Annotated in this window: 9 protein-coding genes and 1 pseudogene; 1 reads left to right on the top strand and 9 read right to left on the bottom strand. The window is 62.2% G+C overall.

Annotation, left to right across the window (positions count from 1 at the left end):
* Positions 1-61: 61 nt before the first annotated feature.
* A complete protein-coding gene (locus AC5E6W_RS01835; protein ID WP_491750550.1) occupies positions 62-244 on the bottom strand; it encodes a Flp family type IVb pilin in 183 nt (60 codons plus the stop codon).
* A 267-nt stretch (positions 245-511) separates the two neighbouring features.
* Here AC5E6W_RS01835 and AC5E6W_RS01840 point away from each other — a divergent pair, with 267 nt between their 5' ends.
* Positions 512-1,012 carry a VOC family protein gene (locus AC5E6W_RS01840; protein ID WP_491750551.1) on the top strand — a complete coding sequence of 167 codons (501 nt, stop codon included), beginning with the start codon at positions 512-514 and terminating at the stop codon, positions 1,010-1,012.
* A gap of 1,088 nt (positions 1,013-2,100) precedes the next feature.
* Here AC5E6W_RS01840 and AC5E6W_RS01845 read toward each other — a convergent pair.
* From AC5E6W_RS01845 to rpoB, 8 genes and pseudogenes are all read right to left on the bottom strand, one after another.
* Positions 2,101-2,733 carry an RDD family protein gene (locus tag AC5E6W_RS01845; protein ID WP_491750552.1) on the bottom strand — a complete coding sequence of 211 codons (633 nt, stop codon included), beginning with the start codon at positions 2,731-2,733 and terminating at the stop codon, positions 2,101-2,103.
* Positions 2,734-2,833: 100 nt separating this feature from the next.
* A complete protein-coding gene (locus tag AC5E6W_RS01850; protein ID WP_491750553.1) occupies positions 2,834-4,099 on the bottom strand; it encodes an SLC13 family permease in 1,266 nt (421 codons plus the stop codon).
* A gap of 45 nt (positions 4,100-4,144) precedes the next feature.
* On the bottom strand, positions 4,145-4,324 hold the full coding sequence (locus AC5E6W_RS01855) for a Flp family type IVb pilin (protein ID WP_491750554.1): 180 nt from the start codon (positions 4,322-4,324) through the stop codon (positions 4,145-4,147).
* A gap of 359 nt (positions 4,325-4,683) precedes the next feature.
* Complete coding sequence (locus AC5E6W_RS01860) at positions 4,684-6,963, bottom strand: hybrid sensor histidine kinase/response regulator (RefSeq protein WP_491750555.1); 2,280 nt, start codon at positions 6,961-6,963, stop codon at positions 4,684-4,686.
* A gap of 131 nt (positions 6,964-7,094) precedes the next feature.
* Positions 7,095-7,256 carry a hypothetical protein gene (locus AC5E6W_RS01865; RefSeq protein ID WP_491750556.1) on the bottom strand — a complete coding sequence of 54 codons (162 nt, stop codon included), beginning with the start codon at positions 7,254-7,256 and terminating at the stop codon, positions 7,095-7,097.
* Between the two features lie 320 nt (positions 7,257-7,576).
* Positions 7,577-8,017, bottom strand: a pseudogene (locus AC5E6W_RS01870) (REP-associated tyrosine transposase); the annotation flags it as partial.
* A gap of 309 nt (positions 8,018-8,326) precedes the next feature.
* On the bottom strand, positions 8,327-12,520 hold the full coding sequence (gene rpoC / locus AC5E6W_RS01875; RefSeq protein WP_491750557.1) for a DNA-directed RNA polymerase subunit beta': 4,194 nt from the start codon (positions 12,518-12,520) through the stop codon (positions 8,327-8,329).
* Positions 12,521-12,864: 344 nt separating this feature from the next.
* Positions 12,865-16,241 (bottom strand): DNA-directed RNA polymerase subunit beta (gene rpoB, locus AC5E6W_RS01880; protein WP_491750558.1); only part of this gene is annotated, 3,377 nt, incomplete at its 5' end.

The following is a 16,241-nucleotide window of genomic DNA, read 5'->3' on the forward strand; positions in this document are numbered from 1 at the left end:
GTTGATTGTGCGTGCGTGCACAAGCTTGAGGTGTGCGGCCCGAGTGGCCGCGAGCAGCGCGCTAGGTCGCGCTGGTGAGTTGGCTGCCGACGCTGCTGAAGGCAGTGCTGATCTTGGTGGCCAGCACCTTGACCGATGCAACCGCCGCCAGTCCGATGAGGCCCGCCAGAAGCGCGTATTCGATCAGATCCTGCCCCTCTTCTTCGCGTAGCAGGGCAGAAAGCAGATGGTTCACTTCTGTCATCGTCTTTGTCCTTTGAGTCCCGTTTTCGATGCTCATCCCTGCTCGCCAACCGGATGGATCGTGTTACCACAGTATCTTTCGATCCCGCGGGCAACAATGACCCATCGGCGGGAGGGCGCTACCCCTCAGGTTCCGGGGGATAGGACTTCCCGGTGAGAACAGAACTGAAATGAGACGATCGGCATCTTGATCTCTCTTATTGAGCCCTGTCCGTTTTCGATCGCAGGTATGGATCGGACGTCCGTTGCGGATCATCGGATATCCGCTATGTCTGACACCCTCTCACCCGACGTCCGCATCGGCCACGTTCACCTTCGCGTCTCGGACCTCGACCGCGCGCTGGCTTTCTACCAGAGCGTGCTCGGCTTCGATCTCACGCAGCGCTTCGGCCGGCAGGCGGCGTTTCTTTCTGCCGGCGGGTATCACCACCACATTGGGCTGAACACCTGGGAGAGCCTCGGCGGCAAACCTCCTGCCCCAGGATCAACGGGCCTCTATCACCTCGCGGTGCTGTATCCCACGCGGGCTGCGCTGGGCGTCGCGCTGCGCAGGCTCGTCGATCACGGCATCCAGCTCGATGGCGCAGCCGACCACGGAGTCTCCGAGGCACTCTACTTGCGCGATCCCGATGAGAACGGCGTCGAGCTCTACTGGGATCGCCCGCGCGAGCAATGGCCCAGGGATGCCAAGGGCGAGCTCACCATGTTTACCGGGCCGCTCGACCTGCATGAGCTGCTGAAGGGAGCTGAAACGCAGGCTTCCCAGTAGGGCAGTAAAACCCAACTCCGTCGTCCGAGGACCTTCCACAGAATCGACGAGATTTGCAATTGCACGCACAGCTAGAGCGGGAATAATGTTCCGTCAACTGATGAGCGGGCAGTCAGCCGGACGCGAACTCAGCCGGAACCTCCAGAGACGAAACGCACGGCGCGCAAGCGCAGGGCGCGACTCTCCGGCACCTCCGGCGAGGGAGCGAAGGGCGATGAACGCGGATCAGTTCGAAGGCGCGCCTCTTGTGCTGGAGGCCTGACTCAGGTCAGACCACCAGCACAGGGGGCGCAGGTTCCGAGGGCGACGGCGGCCGGAGCGAAAGCGAAAGCAGCCGGAAGACCGAAGGCTCGTTGCGCAGCGGAAGCACGAAGGCGAAAGCCGGAGCGCCAAAGCAAGCGGATAGCCGAAGGAGCCCGGAGCAGGCGGCGACGGTCGCAGGCGCTGGGAGCACAAGGGACATCGTTGCAGCGGAACCGCGAAGAGGCCGTCGGGCCAGGACGCGCGGGAAGCCGAGGGAGCGCTTGACGTCATCGCAAAGGCAGGCGAAAGTCGGCCGGAGGCGACGGAGAGCGAGCGGAGTCCGGGTCGAGGAGACGAGCACGCAGGGCGAAAGCCCGACGAGCGAGGATTCAAGGCACAACTCCAAGGCAGAGAGCGGAGAGCGAAGCAGCCAGGCGCAAGCCGGGCAATGGAGCTTGAGGCAGGACGCATCTTCCAAGACCGCAGGCTCAAAGCGCAAGCTGCGAGGACTGCGGACAGCGAGCAAAGGCTCCAGCAGCACGCAAGCCGCGGAGACGAGGGCGGGCCGCGAGTCCAGCCCGACGCCCGAAGCAAGCCAGCTGCACGATCCACCTCCCTGGCGCGCACCAGGCGACGAGGATCAGCGGAGCGCCCACGAGCCGAGCGAAGGACGCAAGTCCAACTCGCATGTCATCGAGGGAGCTGCCAACGAACAGGAACCCGGACATCACTGTCAGGCGGTCAACGAGAGGGCGCCATGGACGAAAGTCCCTGGCGCCTTCGGCTTTAAGAGAGATACGAAATTCAAGATGAGAGATGTGCCATCCATATCTCGCATCTCGTATCTACTTGTCCGGAATCAGCGGATGCGACAGCCGATGCTGCAGGGCCTGATAGCTCTGCTCGGTGACAACGATGGTCTCGGCGAGGCGATCCTGCGCACAGCGGCGGTAGGGGTGGATGAAGAACTGGATGAAGCCGAAGCCGCCCTCGAGCGCGGCGGCGCCGTAGCCCAGGGCACGCTCTACCGAATGCCAGAAGCTGAAGTGCCGATGCGCGATCGACATCACGCGGATCTTCATTAGCCTCTTCCCTACCGTGCGGCCATGCCATTTCCACGTGAGGATGCCGAAGTAGAGGATGGGCACCACGATATCGTTGACGAACTCCATCGCCTTCTCCAGGGGTCCGTGCTCCTCAGTGGCATTGAAGGACTTGCCCGGCCCGAGGTTGAAGTGGAGCTCGTCCTTATTCTTACTGCCCTCGGTGACCATGTGCCTGAAGTCCGGCAGCGGCTTGCCTTGCAGGTGGCGCACGCCGAGCCAGCTCATCGCGATGAAACTCGTCACCAGCGTGAGAATCATCGTCACCAGGATCCAGTCGATGACGAAGGCAAAGGCCCGCGGCCAGAAGTTCGCCAGCTCAATCCCATCGAGTTCCAGGAGCCATTCGGTCTCCTTGGCTGAGAATTTGCGCATGCGAAGAGTGTAGCGGGAGAAGCGAGATTCGAGAGACGAGATGCGAGATGAAGCTCGCCGCTCACAACCCGCAACTCGATCAGCCTTCTCTGGCCGCGATTCATCGCGTCACAGCGTTCATCACGACCAGTCCTGCCACAGCCATCAACATCGCAACCGGCATGGCCACGGCCCCTACCTTGAGAAAGTCCCAGGCAGTGACGTTGAGCTTCTCGCGGCGCAACGCGAGCAGCCACAGGATGGTAGCCAGAGAGCCGGTCACGGAGAGATTGGGCCCGAGATCAACGCCGATCAGCACGGCGTTGGCCAGCACACCCTGCACATGAGACTGCGCGACGGTCGCTCCGGCGAGAAGACCCAGTGGAAGGTTGTTCAACAGGTTGTTGGCGATACCGACGGCAAAAGCCACGACCGCCGCGCCAGCAGGAGAGGCCAGGTGACCGCACCATGCCAGCCATCGGCCGGTGACCTGCAGCGCGCCGATGGACTCCACCGCATCGACCATGACGAAGAGCCCGGCCACCAGGAGCAGCGTCGTCCAGCTGACGTTGCGTAGGAGCGGCAGCGGGCTTTGGTGTGCGATGGCCGAGACGGCAAGCGCCACGACGATCGCCGCGATGCAGGTCGGCAGACCGAGGTCTCTCCCCAACGCGGAGGCGACCAGCAGTACCACCACAACCAGGCCCAATCCGGAGACGACCAGCTTCCCGGTCGCTGTCAGCTCATGGTCGTCGACCTCGGTCTCGATCGGCTCCTGCAGATCGCTGCGGAAGAGCCAGCGCAGGACGGCGTAGGTTGTGAGGATCGACAGCAGCGAGGGAACGGCGAAGGCTGCCAGCCATCGTCCCAGAGGAGGCATGGCTCCCTGGAAGACCACCAGGTTGGCAGGGTTCGAGATCGGCAGGACGAACGAGGCTGCGTTCGCGATCATCGCGCAGACGAAGAGCAGCGGTAGCGGCTTCGCTTTGGCGCGGCGTGCGGCGGCCAGCACCGCCGGAGTGAGGACCACCGCGGTCGCGTCGTTGGAGAGGCAGATGGTGACGACGGTGCCGGCCAGATACAGCAGCAGGAAGAGCCTTGGTGCGCTGCCGCGGGCGCGGCGCACTGCGGTGGAGGATACCCAGTCGAAGACGCCCTGCTCACGGGCCAGCTCCGAGAGCAGCATCATCCCGATGAGGAAGAGATAGACGTCGGAGCCCCTGGCGATTGCGTGGCCCGCTGCTCGCAGCGGCACCAGGCGCAACGCAACAAGCAACACGGCGCCGCCACAGACCCACCAGGCCTCGGGCCAGTCGCGTGGACGCCACAGCATCAGCAACAGGCTGAGCGTAACGATGACGAGCAAAAAGATATGCACGAGAGGCATTCTCTCGCGTTGGATGCAGATGATTTCTTGAAGGAACGGAGAGCGTTAGGTAGCGGAGGTGAGTGTAGAACCCACGCCCGAGAAGACGCTACTGATACTGCCCGAGAGCAACTTCAGCGATGCAATGGCGGCCAGACCGATGCACCCTGCGACGAGGGCGTACTCCACCAGGTCCTGGCCGTTCTCCTCGACAAGCAGTGCGAACAGCTGTACGGCCCAAACCATGGTTGTCTCCCTATTCCTCGAGCCTAAGCTGGCTTCTCCCGCTTCTATCGGCAGAAGCTTGCGAGAACTTCAGTGAGAGTAGCCCAAAAGTGTAGTCAGGAAAAGCGTTAGGACCGCCCCGATGGTGCTATCGACACTCCCCGAAGGTCGCAGATAGAGATGGGGGTGTCTGCAGAGCAACGGGGGATACCCCCCTCCCCCACTTTTCCGCAAAGTCTTGAGGCGGCTTGGGTTGGAGGTGGACTTCCGCCATACCCGGTTCAGGCCGGGGCTGAGGATGTGGAAATCCAATTCCCGATCCTCTCTTCCATTGTAGCGAGCCAGACCTGGAACTCTGCCACGAATGCCGCGCCCCCGTCTCAAACTCCGAGGAGGGTCCGGATGCTGTTCATCAGGGCATTGGGCGTAAACGGCTTCTGAATGTATCGGGTTCTTGTGTTGGGCTCGCGGACGGTTCGATCGGTGTAGCCGGACATCCGCAAGATAGGGACCTGCGGGCGGATTTCCTGGAATCTGGCGGAAAGATCATCGCCTCCAAGCTCGGGCATGACGAGATCGGTGAGGAGGAGATCGATGGGTCCGTCGAACGCCTGGGCCACCTGCATGGCTTCGCGGCCATTTTTCGCCTCGATGACTCGATAGCCATGGAATTCGAGGACATCCCGGATGTAGTCGCGGAGCGCGGGCTCGTCCTCTGCGACCAGGATCGTTCCGCCGGTCGGAGCGCTGAACATTTCGCGCTCCGGGAGAGGATCTGCGGCTAAAGGCTCAGGCTCCCCGACTGTTGGGAAGAGAATTTTGAAGACGGTGCCCTGCTCCGGCTCGCTATAGAGCGAAATTGCTCCGCCCATGTTGATGACCGCGGCGTAGACAGTGGCGAGTCCAAGACCAGTTCCATGCCCGGGATCCTTGGTGGTGAAAAAGGGTTCGAAGGCATGTTCCTTTACGTGCTCGGGCATGCCCGTGCCCGTGTCCGTGACGGTGAGGAGGGTATAGGTGCCGGGCTTCATTCCTACATGGGCGCCGGCATATTCCTGATCGACAAGGAGACCGGCGGTCTCGATGACGATTTCTCCCCCGTTGGGCATAGCGTCGCGGGCGTTGACGACCAGATTGAACAGGACCTGATCGATCTGGACGGGGTTAGCTCGAATGACGCCCGCCCTGGGATCCAGGTTGAGGACGAGGTGAATGTCTTCCCGAATCAGCTGGCGAAGGATGGGCTCGGAGCTGAGGACAACTTCGTTGATCCCCAAGGTCAGAGCGTCTTCCGGTTGATGGCGGCTGAAGTTGAGGAGCTGCCGGGTGAGAGTGGTGGCGCGTTCTGCGGCGTCAGCAACGGCCTGGAGCCGCTTCTTGAGCGGGGGGTCCTGCCAGGCGCAGGCGAGCACCAACTCCACGTTGCCACTGATGACGGTGAGCAGGTTGTTGAAGTCGTGCGCGACGCCGCCGGCAAGCTTGCCCAGGCTATCGAACTTCTGGGCCTGGAGGAGCTGCTTCTGGAGACGCTTCCGGTCGGTTTGATCCGACACGAGGGAGAGGAACGTGCCGTCGATCGTGACGCTTCCTACCAGCACCGGGACGGGCTTGCCGAGCTTGTCGAGGAACTCGGTTTCGATGGCCCTGGAAGTCCCCAGCTCCTTCAGCTCCTTCATGGATTGGAGATGCTTGGCGACCTCATCCGGCGCGATGATGCTGTTCCAGGTGAGCGTATGGAGATCGTCACGGCTGTAGCCGAGCATCTTCAGGAACTCATCGTTCGCTTCGAGCACGCGATCGAAGTCGGCGATGACGACGCCGGCGAGGTTGGATTCGGAGAGGCGGTGGAAGCGGCTTTCGCTGGCCTGCAGGGCGGTTTCGGTTCGCTTGAGCCGGGTGAGTTCGGTGTTGACCTCGACCACGACCTGGGTGAGCTTGCCGTTTGCCGGCCCCATCGCCCAATCGCTGGCGACCCAGATCCTTTCGCCATCTTTACGGGTGTGGCGCAGCTCTCCATTCCAGTGCGAGGTTGCCTGGACGGTGGCGTCGATCTGCCGAAGCGGCTCCGGGAACTCCGTTCTGAGAAGCTCGTGGCTGATGCGGCCAGTGGCCTCCTCAGCCGAGTAGCCGTAGAGTCTTTGCGCGCCGCGACTCCAGAAGAGGATCTCTCCATGCGCGTTCCGGATGATGGCCTGGGCGAGATCGAAGGTCTCGGCGAGCTGCCGGATGAGCCCCAGTTTTTCGGCTGCAATGGCTGCCTTGGCGATCCAGGCGTCCCCGATCGTCGCAACCGCAATGATCATGACCACCGAGAGGGTGCGGTTGGTCAAGACAGCGGACATGGACATGACGTCGGGAGGAGCTCCGAGGAAGACTCCGAGATAGGAAAGAGCCGCTGCGGCAAGAGCGAGGGACCATACGAGCTTCCGCGAACGCGAGGCGATGGCAGCCAAGATGGCTGCCGGATAGAAGAGCGGGATATTGATGTCCGCGGGGGTGAAGAAATCGACCAGAAAGGTCAGTGTGAGCAGGGTAGCGCTTATCGCCAGGAGTTGGTTGAAGCTCCAATGGTAGTGCGAAGGATCCACGTGGGGGGATCCGCCCAGAGCACGCGCGTAGAGGGTTTCGTTATCTCGTGCATGATTCCTCTCGCGTGCCATCCTGCCATCCAATACCGCTCTTGGGACCCGGTGTGGAGCGATGGTACGGCTCAGCGGCGAGCATGGCTCAAGTTTGCGTGCCTCTGAAGAGGTGCTGTCCCAAACTGACACAGTTGGGTCGCGCCTGCCCGTCAATGGGTAGGGAGGAACTGGCCGGCGCCCTGGGTAAGGACGTGGAGGGTGGCGAGGATCGCGAGGCCTACGCTGAGGGCCAGGAGGAAGTGCTCGACGGTATCCATTCCGTGCTCTTTGGAGAGGAGCGCGCGCAGGAGAGAGGGTTCGTTCCGCTTCATGAGGTTCCCCGTAGGTCGGTCGCTCGATGGGATCGACGCTGCTGGGACTATCGGCGAAGCGGGAAAACTTACTACGGCTGTGACGAGGATCGGGCGGCGGGGATTCCCATATAAGGGCTGGGGTACCCCCCTCCCCCCTTTTTGCGTAAATGCTCAATCGAGAGACTTTAAGGGTGGACCTCTCATTTCGAGGTGGGTGGGACGCTCCTGCGGGAGAGAGGGTCTATCTCCATTGTAGTGAGTGGGAGGGGGAAGTCTGCCAAGTGGGGGCGTTGGCGGGGTCGGGCTTCGCCCGATACCAAACCAATGGCTCACCCGGCTCATCGGGGTGTGATGGTGACTGGGCCTGCTTCGTTGAAGGCGTACGCTCGATGGCTGCTCCAAGCCCAGTCAGCCGGGGTTCGTGCGAGTCCTGCGTGGACCGGGTTCATGTGGATGTACTCGAGCTTCTCGTGAAGCTTCTCCGGCGTGAAGACATTGAAGTCGTAGTAGCGGCGCTCCCACACTTCTTCGTCTAGGACACGGGTGCGGGAGAAGCGTTGCTTGATGACCTGCATGGCTGTGGCCAGCTTTGCCTGTTCGGGCTCGGAGAGAAGTAGATGGACGTGGGTCGGCATCACTACGTAACCGATCACCTGGAAGAGATATTTCTGTCTTGCTTCTTCGAGGATCGTCAGGAAGGCGTCACGGGGCTCGGGCGTGGCGAAGATGGCTCGCCTGCGGAAGCAGTTCACGTTGATGGCGTGGAAATGGCCTGAACTCTGGAGATGGCGGAGAGGCTAACTCAGTTTTGTGACCGACTCAAGATCTGTTGGGTGGCCCATCCTTTCACGTTGTTTGTGAAAGGGTGAGGTGTCGTTTGCGGTAGCAAACGACCGTCTTGAACTTCGTCGGGAGGTCAAGGAGAGCGGTCGGGCTTACGCCCGATACCCCACCCTTTCACGATGAAACTGTGAAAGGGTAGGCCACCCAAAGCAAAGGGCGGACTCTTTCGAGTCCGCCCTTGGTGTCTTGGGATGTTGTGGAGGCGGCAGGGCTGAAGCCCTGCCCTGCCGGTCGAGCTCTCCGCGTTATTCGGCGGCGAGTTCTTCCTGTTCGCCTTCCATGCGCATCTGTTCGAGCTCGCGCTCTTCGGCTTCGATGGCTGCGGTGACTTCCTGCTGGACCTGGGCTGCCGCTTCTTCCAGTTCTGGGGAGAGCTGGACGTTGCGGTAGTACGCCATGCCGGTGCCGGCGGGGATCAAGCGGCCTACGATGACGTTTTCCTTGAGGCCACGGAGCGTATCCACAGCGCCGTTGATGGACGCTTCGGTGAGTACGCGGGTGGTCTCCTGGAAGCTGGCGGCCGAGATGAAGCTATCGGTCGAGAGCGACGCCTTGGTGATGCCGAGGAGCAGCGGGCGGCCGATGGCGGGACGTCCGCCATCCATGAGGACGCGCTGGTTTTCGGCGTTGAAGCGGAAGCGATCCACCTGCTGCTCGAGCAGGAAGTTGGTGTCGCCGACTTCTTCGACCTTCACCCAGCGGAGCATCTGCCGCACGATGGTCTCGATGTGCTTGTCCGAGATGGACACGCCCTGGAGCCTGTAGACTTCCTGGATTTCGTTGACCAGGTACATCTGCAGCTCACGCTCGCCGAGGACCTCGAGGATGTCGTGCGGGTTGCGCGGACCGTCGATGAGGGCATCGCCGGCGCGAACACGCTCGCCTTCCTGGACGTTGATGTAGACGCCGCGCGGTACCGAGTACTCTTCCTCGTTGCCGTTGTCCGCGGTGACGTACACCTTACGCTGACCCTTGGAGACGTCGCCGAAGCGAACGACGCCGTCGATCTTGGAGATGATCGCCGGATCACGGGGCTTGCGGGCCTCGAAGAGCTCGACGACTCGCGGCAGACCGCCGGTGATGTCCTTGGTGCGCGTGGTCTCGCGAGGAATCTTCGCGAGGACGTCGCCCGGGTGGACTTCGTCGCCATCGACCACCATGAGGTGGGCGCGGCTGGGCATGAGGTAGCGCTTCTGGGTTCCCTTGCCCGAGTGGACGAGGATGGCCGGCTGGCGCTTCTCATCCGCGGAGTCGGCGACGACGAGACGGGAGAGGCCAGTGACCTCGTCGATCTCTTCGTGCAGCGTGACGCCTTCCTGCAGGTCCTTGAACTTCACGGTGCCTGCAATCTCGGTGAGGATCGAGAAGGTGTAGGGGTCCCACTCGCCGAGAGTTTCGCCGAGCTTGACCGACTGACCGTCTTCGACCTTCAGCTTGGCGCCGTAGACGATCGCGTAGCGCTCCTTCTCGCGGCCCTTTTCGTCGATGATGGCGATGGAGCCGGAGCGGTTGAAGGCAACCAGACCACCTTCCTTGGAGCGGACGGTGACGAGGTTGATGAAGTGCACCTTGCCGTTGTTCTTGGCTTCGAGGTGCGATGCATCCGCCGAGCGCGAGGCCGTTCCACCGACGTGGAAGGTACGCATGGTGAGCTGGGTTCCGGGCTCGCCGATGGACTGGGCGGCGATGACGCCGACAGCCTCGCCGAGCTCGACCATCTTGCCGGAGCCGAGGTTACGGCCATAGCAGAGGACGCAGCAGCCGCGCTTGGACTCGCAGGTGAGCACGGAGCGGATCTTGACTCGCTCGATGCCGGCAGCCTGCACAGCCGAGGCCTTGTCTTCGTCGATCTCGTCGTTGATTTCGACGATGACGTTGCCCTCGAAGTCCTTGAGCTTCTCGAGCGACACGCGGCCGATGATGCGGTCGCGGAGGGGCTCGATGGTCTCGCCGGCTTCGATGATGGGCATGACGTAGATGCCTTCGACGGTGCCGCAATCGTGCTCGGAGATGATCACGTCCTGCGCCACGTCGACGAGACGGCGGGTGAGGTAGCCCGAGTCCGCGGTCTTGAGAGCGGTATCGGCCAGACCCTTACGAGCACCGTGCGTCGAGATGAAGTACTGCAGCACGGTGAGACCTTCACGGAAGTTGGCCGTGATGGGGGTCTCGATGATCTCGCCCGAAGGCTTGGCCATCAGGCCGCGCATACCCGAGAGCTGACGGATCTGCTGCTTGGAACCACGCGCACCGGAGTCGGCCATGATGTAGATCGGGTTCATGGCTCCTTCCTTGTCCGCGCGCTTCATGTTGTTGAACATCTCGTCCGCAACACGCTCGGTGACGTTGGACCACATCTGGGTGACCTTGTTGGAGCGCTCCAGGTTGGTGATCGAACCATCGAGATACTGCTGCTGCAGCGTGATGACCTGCTTTTCGGCGTCGGCGACGGTGGTGTACTTCGAGTCCGGGATGACCATGTCGTCGAGACCGACGGAGAGACCCGAACGCGTGGCGTACTGGAAGCCGAGCTCCTTGATGCGATCCAGCGCGTGCACCGTGACCTCGAGACCGAGGTTGAGGTACAGGTAGTTGATCAGCTGGCCGATGCCCTTCTTCTTGAGCAGGCCGTTGACGTATGGCATGCCGGAGGGGAGAGCGTCGTTGAGGATGGCGCGGCCGACGGTGGTGTTGATGAACTGCTTCTCGAACTCGACCGCCTCGGTGTGCGTGAGGTCCTGATCGTCGTAAGCGACGGTCATGTCGAGCACGGGGCCGGTGTAGCGGAGGCGGATCGGCGTGAGCGTCTCCACCTGCTTGGCTTCGAGCGCCATCAGCACTTCTTCGATGTTGGCGAAGACGCGGCCTTCACCCTGCGCGCCGAGCTTGGCCTTGGTGAGGTAGTACAGGCCGAGCACGAGATCCTGGGTCGGCACCGTGATGGGCTGACCGGAGGCGGGCGAGAGGATGTTGTGCGACGCCAGCATGAGGACCGAAGCTTCGATCTGGGCCTCAGGCGAGAGCGGGATGTGGACAGCCATCTGATCGCCGTCGAAGTCGGCGTTGAACGCCGTGCAGACGAGCGGGTGGATCTTGATGGCCTTGCCCTCGACGAGGACGGGCTCGAAGGCCTGGATGCCGAGGCGATGCAGGGTCGGGGCGCGGTTCAGCAGGACGGGGTGGTCCTTGATGACCTCCTCGAGGATGTCCCACACGATGGGCTCCTGCATCTCCACCATTTCCTTGGCCTGCTTGATGGTGGTGCAGTGACCCGTCTGCTCGAGACGGTGATAGATGAAGGGCTTGAAGAGCTCGAGCGCCATCTTCTTGGGGAGACCGCACTGGTGGAGCTTGAGCTCCGGGCCAACGACGATGACCGAACGGCCGGAGTAGTCGACGCGCTTGCCGAGCAGGTTCTGACGGAAGCGTCCCTGCTTGCCCTTGAGGGTATCCGAGAGCGACTTGAGGGGACGGTTGTTGGCGCCACGCAGGACGCGGCCACGGCGGCCGTTGTCGAACAGAGCGTCGACGGCCTCCTGCAGCATGCGCTTTTCGTTGCGGACAATCACTTCAGGCGCATGGAGGTCCATGAGCTTCTTGAGGCGGTTGTTGCGGTTGATGACGCGGCGATAGAGATCGTTGAGATCGGAGGTCGCGAAACGGCCGCCGTCCAGCGGGACGAGGGGGCGCAGCTCGGGCGGGATCACGGGGATCACGTCGAGGATCATCCACTGGGGCTTGTTGTCGGAGCGGCGGAAGGCCTCAACGACCTTGAGACGCTTGGCGTACTTGAGCTTCTTCTGCAGCGAGGTCTCGGTCTTCATGCGCTCGCGCAGCTCGACGGCGAGCTCCTCGACTTCAACGCGCTTGAGGAGTTCCTTGATGGCCTCGGCGCCCATCATGGCCTTGAAGCCGGAGGGGCGGTACTGCTGGTCGAGCTCGCGGAAGCGATTCTCGTCCTTGATGACCTCGCGCTCTTTGACGGGCGCGTCGCCTGGATCGACGACGACGTAGGACTCGAAGTAGAGGACAGCCTCGAGCTCACGGAGCGAGATGTCGAGCAGGTGGCCGATGCGCGACGGCAGGCCCTTGAAGAACCAGACGTGCGAGCAGGGCGAGGCAAGCTCGATGTGGCCGAGGCGCTCACGACGGACCTTGGACAGCGTGACTTCGACGCCGCACTTGTCGCAGATGACGCCGCGGTGCTTCATGCGCTTGTACTTGCCGCAGAGGCACTCCCAGTCGGTGATGGGTCCAAAGATGCGCGCGCAGAACAGGCCATCGCGTTCGGGCTTGAACGTGCGGTAGTTGATGGTCTCGGGCTTGGTGACCTCACCATGGGACCACGAGCGGATCTTCTCGGGCGAGGCGAGCTGAATCTTAATGGAGTCGAAGTCCGTGATGGGACCGGCCATTTCAAAGGGGCTGGAGCGGAACATTTGGTTTCTCCGTTGGGGCGGGACAGCTTCTAGCTGCTAGCTTCTAGCTCTTAGCTAAAGGCCCGCGGTTTGTGTTCCTGCAATCACTCTCGGCGGATCGCTTTGCCGTGGTTCTGGAACTGTTGCGCTTTTGTCTTCGATTGTCTTGAGGCCCGGGGCTGAAGCCCCTTGTTGCCTCGGCCGGGGACCGCGGCCTGAAGGCCGCTGCTACTCCGGGTGTTGCGGCGATGATTGTTGTCCGGCTCATCGCGGCCGTATGGTTCTGAACTTGTGGCTGGAGCCGTTAGCCCTTCGCTTCTGTACGCATTGCTAGAAGCGAGGAGCTAACGGCTGGCAGCTGGTAGTTAGTCTGCGACAGCCAGTTCGGGGACGACGTTCTCTTCCGCTTCGTTGCCGGTCTTCTTCACCAGCTCGACGTCGAGGCAGAGGGACTGCAGCTCGCGGATGAGGACGTTGAACGACTCGGGCACGCCCGGTTCGATCGCAGCCTCACCCTTGACGATGGCCTCGTAGATCTTGGTACGGCCGAAGACATCGTCGGACTTGGCGGTGAGCAGCTCCTGCAGGATGTACGCCGCGCCGTACGCTTCGAGCGCCCAGACTTCCATCTCGCCGAAGCGCTGGCCACCGAACTGCGCCTTACCACCCAGCGGCTGCTGCGTGATGAGGGAGTACGGTCCGATCGAGCGAGCGTGGATCTTGTCGTCGACCAGATGCGAGAGCTTGAGCATGTAGATGTAGCCCACGGTGACCGGCTGTTCGAACGCTTCGCCGGTCATACCGTCGATGAGCTGCGTCTTGCCCGAGGACGGGAGTCCAGCAGCGGCGAGGAGATTCTTGATCTCGTACTCCTGCGCGCCGTCGAAGACTGCCGTGCCGAACCAGATACCCGAGTTCATGCCAGCAGCGACGCGAAGCGTCTGCTGGTCATCGAGCGAGAGCAGCTGGTGGAGCGCTGCGGTGCCCTTGAACTGCTCCTTGAAGATCTCGCGGACGGCGCCAGCTTCCTGGTGCTCGGCTGCGAGAGCCGCTACCTTGCGACCGAGCTCACGTGCAGCCCAGCCAAGATGCGTCTCGAGGATCTGACCGACGTTCATACGGGAAGGCACGCCGAGGGGATTGAGCACGATCTCGACGGGGGTTCCATCGGGAAGGTACGGCATATCCTCTTCGGGCAGGATGCGCGCGATGACGCCCTTGTTACCGTGGCGTCCGGCCATCTTGTCACCGACCGACAGCTTGCGCTTCATCGCGATGTACACCTTGACCATCTTGATGACGCCGGGAGCGAGTTCGTCGCCCTTCTGCATCTTGCCGATCTTCTCGTTGGTGATCTTGCGCAAGACGTCAATCTGGCGCGAGGTCATCTCCTCGATCTCATCGATCTGCTCGTTGACGCGCGGATCCTTGTCGGCGTAGCGAATACGCTTCAGGTTGCGGGTCGAGATCAGCTCGATCATGTCGCGGGTGAGAATGTCGCCCTTGGAGAGCAGCTTCTTGTTGGTGCGCTCGTCGTGCAGGTCAGCGAGGACTTCCTTGTCGCCCAGGATGCCTTCGAGACGCTTGAGACGCTCGTCGGTGAGGATTCGAATTTCGTCCGCAAGGTTGCGCTCGAGCTTCTCGATCATCTCCTGCTCGATCTGCAAGGCACGGGCGTCCTTCTCTTGTCCCTTGCGGCTGAAGATACGAACATCGACAACCGTTCCCTCAATTCCTGGGGGGCAGGTAAGGCTCGCATCGCGTACATCGCCGGCCTTTTCCCCGAAGATGGCGCGGAGCAGCTTCTCTTCGGGGGTCAGCTGGGTTTCGCCCTTCGGCGTTACCTTGCCCACGAGGATGTCGTTGTGGCCGATCTTGGCTCCGATGCGGATGATGCCCGACTCGTCGAGGTCGCGGAGCGCATGCTCCGAGACGTTCGGGATGTCGCGCGTGATCTCTTCCGGTCCCAGCTTGGTGTCGCGGGCTTCGATCTCGAACTCCTCGATGTGGATCGAGGTGTAGTAGTCCTCGCGGACCAGCTTTTCCGAGATGAGGATCGCGTCCTCGAAGTTGTACCCGCGCCACGGCATGAAGGCTACGAGCACGTTGCGGCCGAGACCAAGCTCGCCCTGCTCCGTGCAAGGACCGTCCGCCAGCACCTGACCCTTGAGGACACGGTCGCCCTTGCGGACGATCGGCTTCTGGTTGATGCAGGTGTTCTGGTTGGAGCGCTTGAACTTCGTGAGCTGGTAGATGTCCGAACCAACCTCACGCGACAGCTGCGTGGGGTGATGCTCGCCTTCGACGCGCACGATGATGCGCTCGGAGTCGACGGAATCGATGATGCCGTTGCGCTTGGCCAGGATGACGGCTCCGGAGTCGCGGGCGGTGACGCCCTCCATCCCGGTTCCGACAAACGGGGCCTCGGAGACGAGCAGCGGCACCGACTGGCGCTGCATGTTCGCTCCCATGAGGGCGCGGTTGGCGTCATCGTGCTCGAGGAACGGAACCAGCGAGGCGGCGACCGAGACCAGCTGCTTGGGCGAGACGTCGACGTAATCGACCTCAGGCTTGGGCACCAGGACGAAGTTGCCGGCCTTACGGGCGTTGACCAGGTCTTCCGTGATCGCGCCATGCTCGTCGAGCTTCACATTGGCCTGCGCGATGGTGTGGCGATCTTCCTCCCACGCGGAGAGGTAGAAGCTGTACGGCTCGACATCGACCGTGCGCTTGCCATCCTTGACCAGCTGCTCGTTGAGCTTGTGCCACTCGTGGACCTGGAGCACGTCGGCCTGACGCAGACCGCTCTCACCGGCATTGGTGACAGCGACGTAGTCCAGCACCTGGCCGTCCTTGACCTTGCGGTAAGGCGACTCGATGAAGCCGTACTCGTTGATACGGGCGAAGCACGAGAGGGACGAGATCAGGCCGATGTTCGGGCCTTCCGGGGTCTCAATCGGGCAGATACGACCGTAGTGCGTGGGGTGCACGTCGCGGACTTCGAAGCCAGCGCGCTCACGCGACAGACCACCAGGCCCAAGGGCCGAGAGGCGGCGCTTGTGCGTGATCTCCGATAGTGGGTTGGTCTGATCCATGAACTGCGAGAGCTGCGAGGAACCGAAGAACTCGCGGATCGCGGCCATGACCGGCTTGGCGTTGATGAGGTCGTGCGGCATGGCCGTCGACATCTCCTGGTAGACGGACATCTTTTCCTTGATGGCGCGCTCCATGCGAACCAGGCCGATGCGGAACTGGTTTTCCATGAGCTCGCCGACCGCGCGGACGCGGCGGTTGCCAAGGTGATCGATATCGTCCACGCTGCCGATGTTCTTGCGCAGCTTGAGAAGGTAGCGGATGGTGCCGTAGAAGTCCTCGGGGGTCAACGTGCGCTTGTCGAGGCCAGAGGGATCCTGGTTCTCATAGAGCTTGATGTTGAACTTGAGACGGCCAACGCGCGAGAAGTCGTACTTGCGCGGATCGAAGAACATGCCCTCAAAGAGCGCAGTTGCGGTGTCGAGCGTCGGTGGGTCGCCGGGACGCAGCTTGCGGTAGATCTCGATCAGCGCCTCTTCCGGCTTGCGAATCGAGTCGCGCCGCAGCGTGTTGGTGATGAGGTTGCCCACGTCGTCGCGCTCTGGGAAGACGACCTCGATCGAGGACACGCCCGCCTGTAGCACCTTGTGCAGCTTGTCGGCGGTCAGCTCCTGGTTGGCCTCATACAGCAACTCGCCGGTGGTCAAGT

This window comes from Bryocella sp. (genome assembly GCF_058498515.1).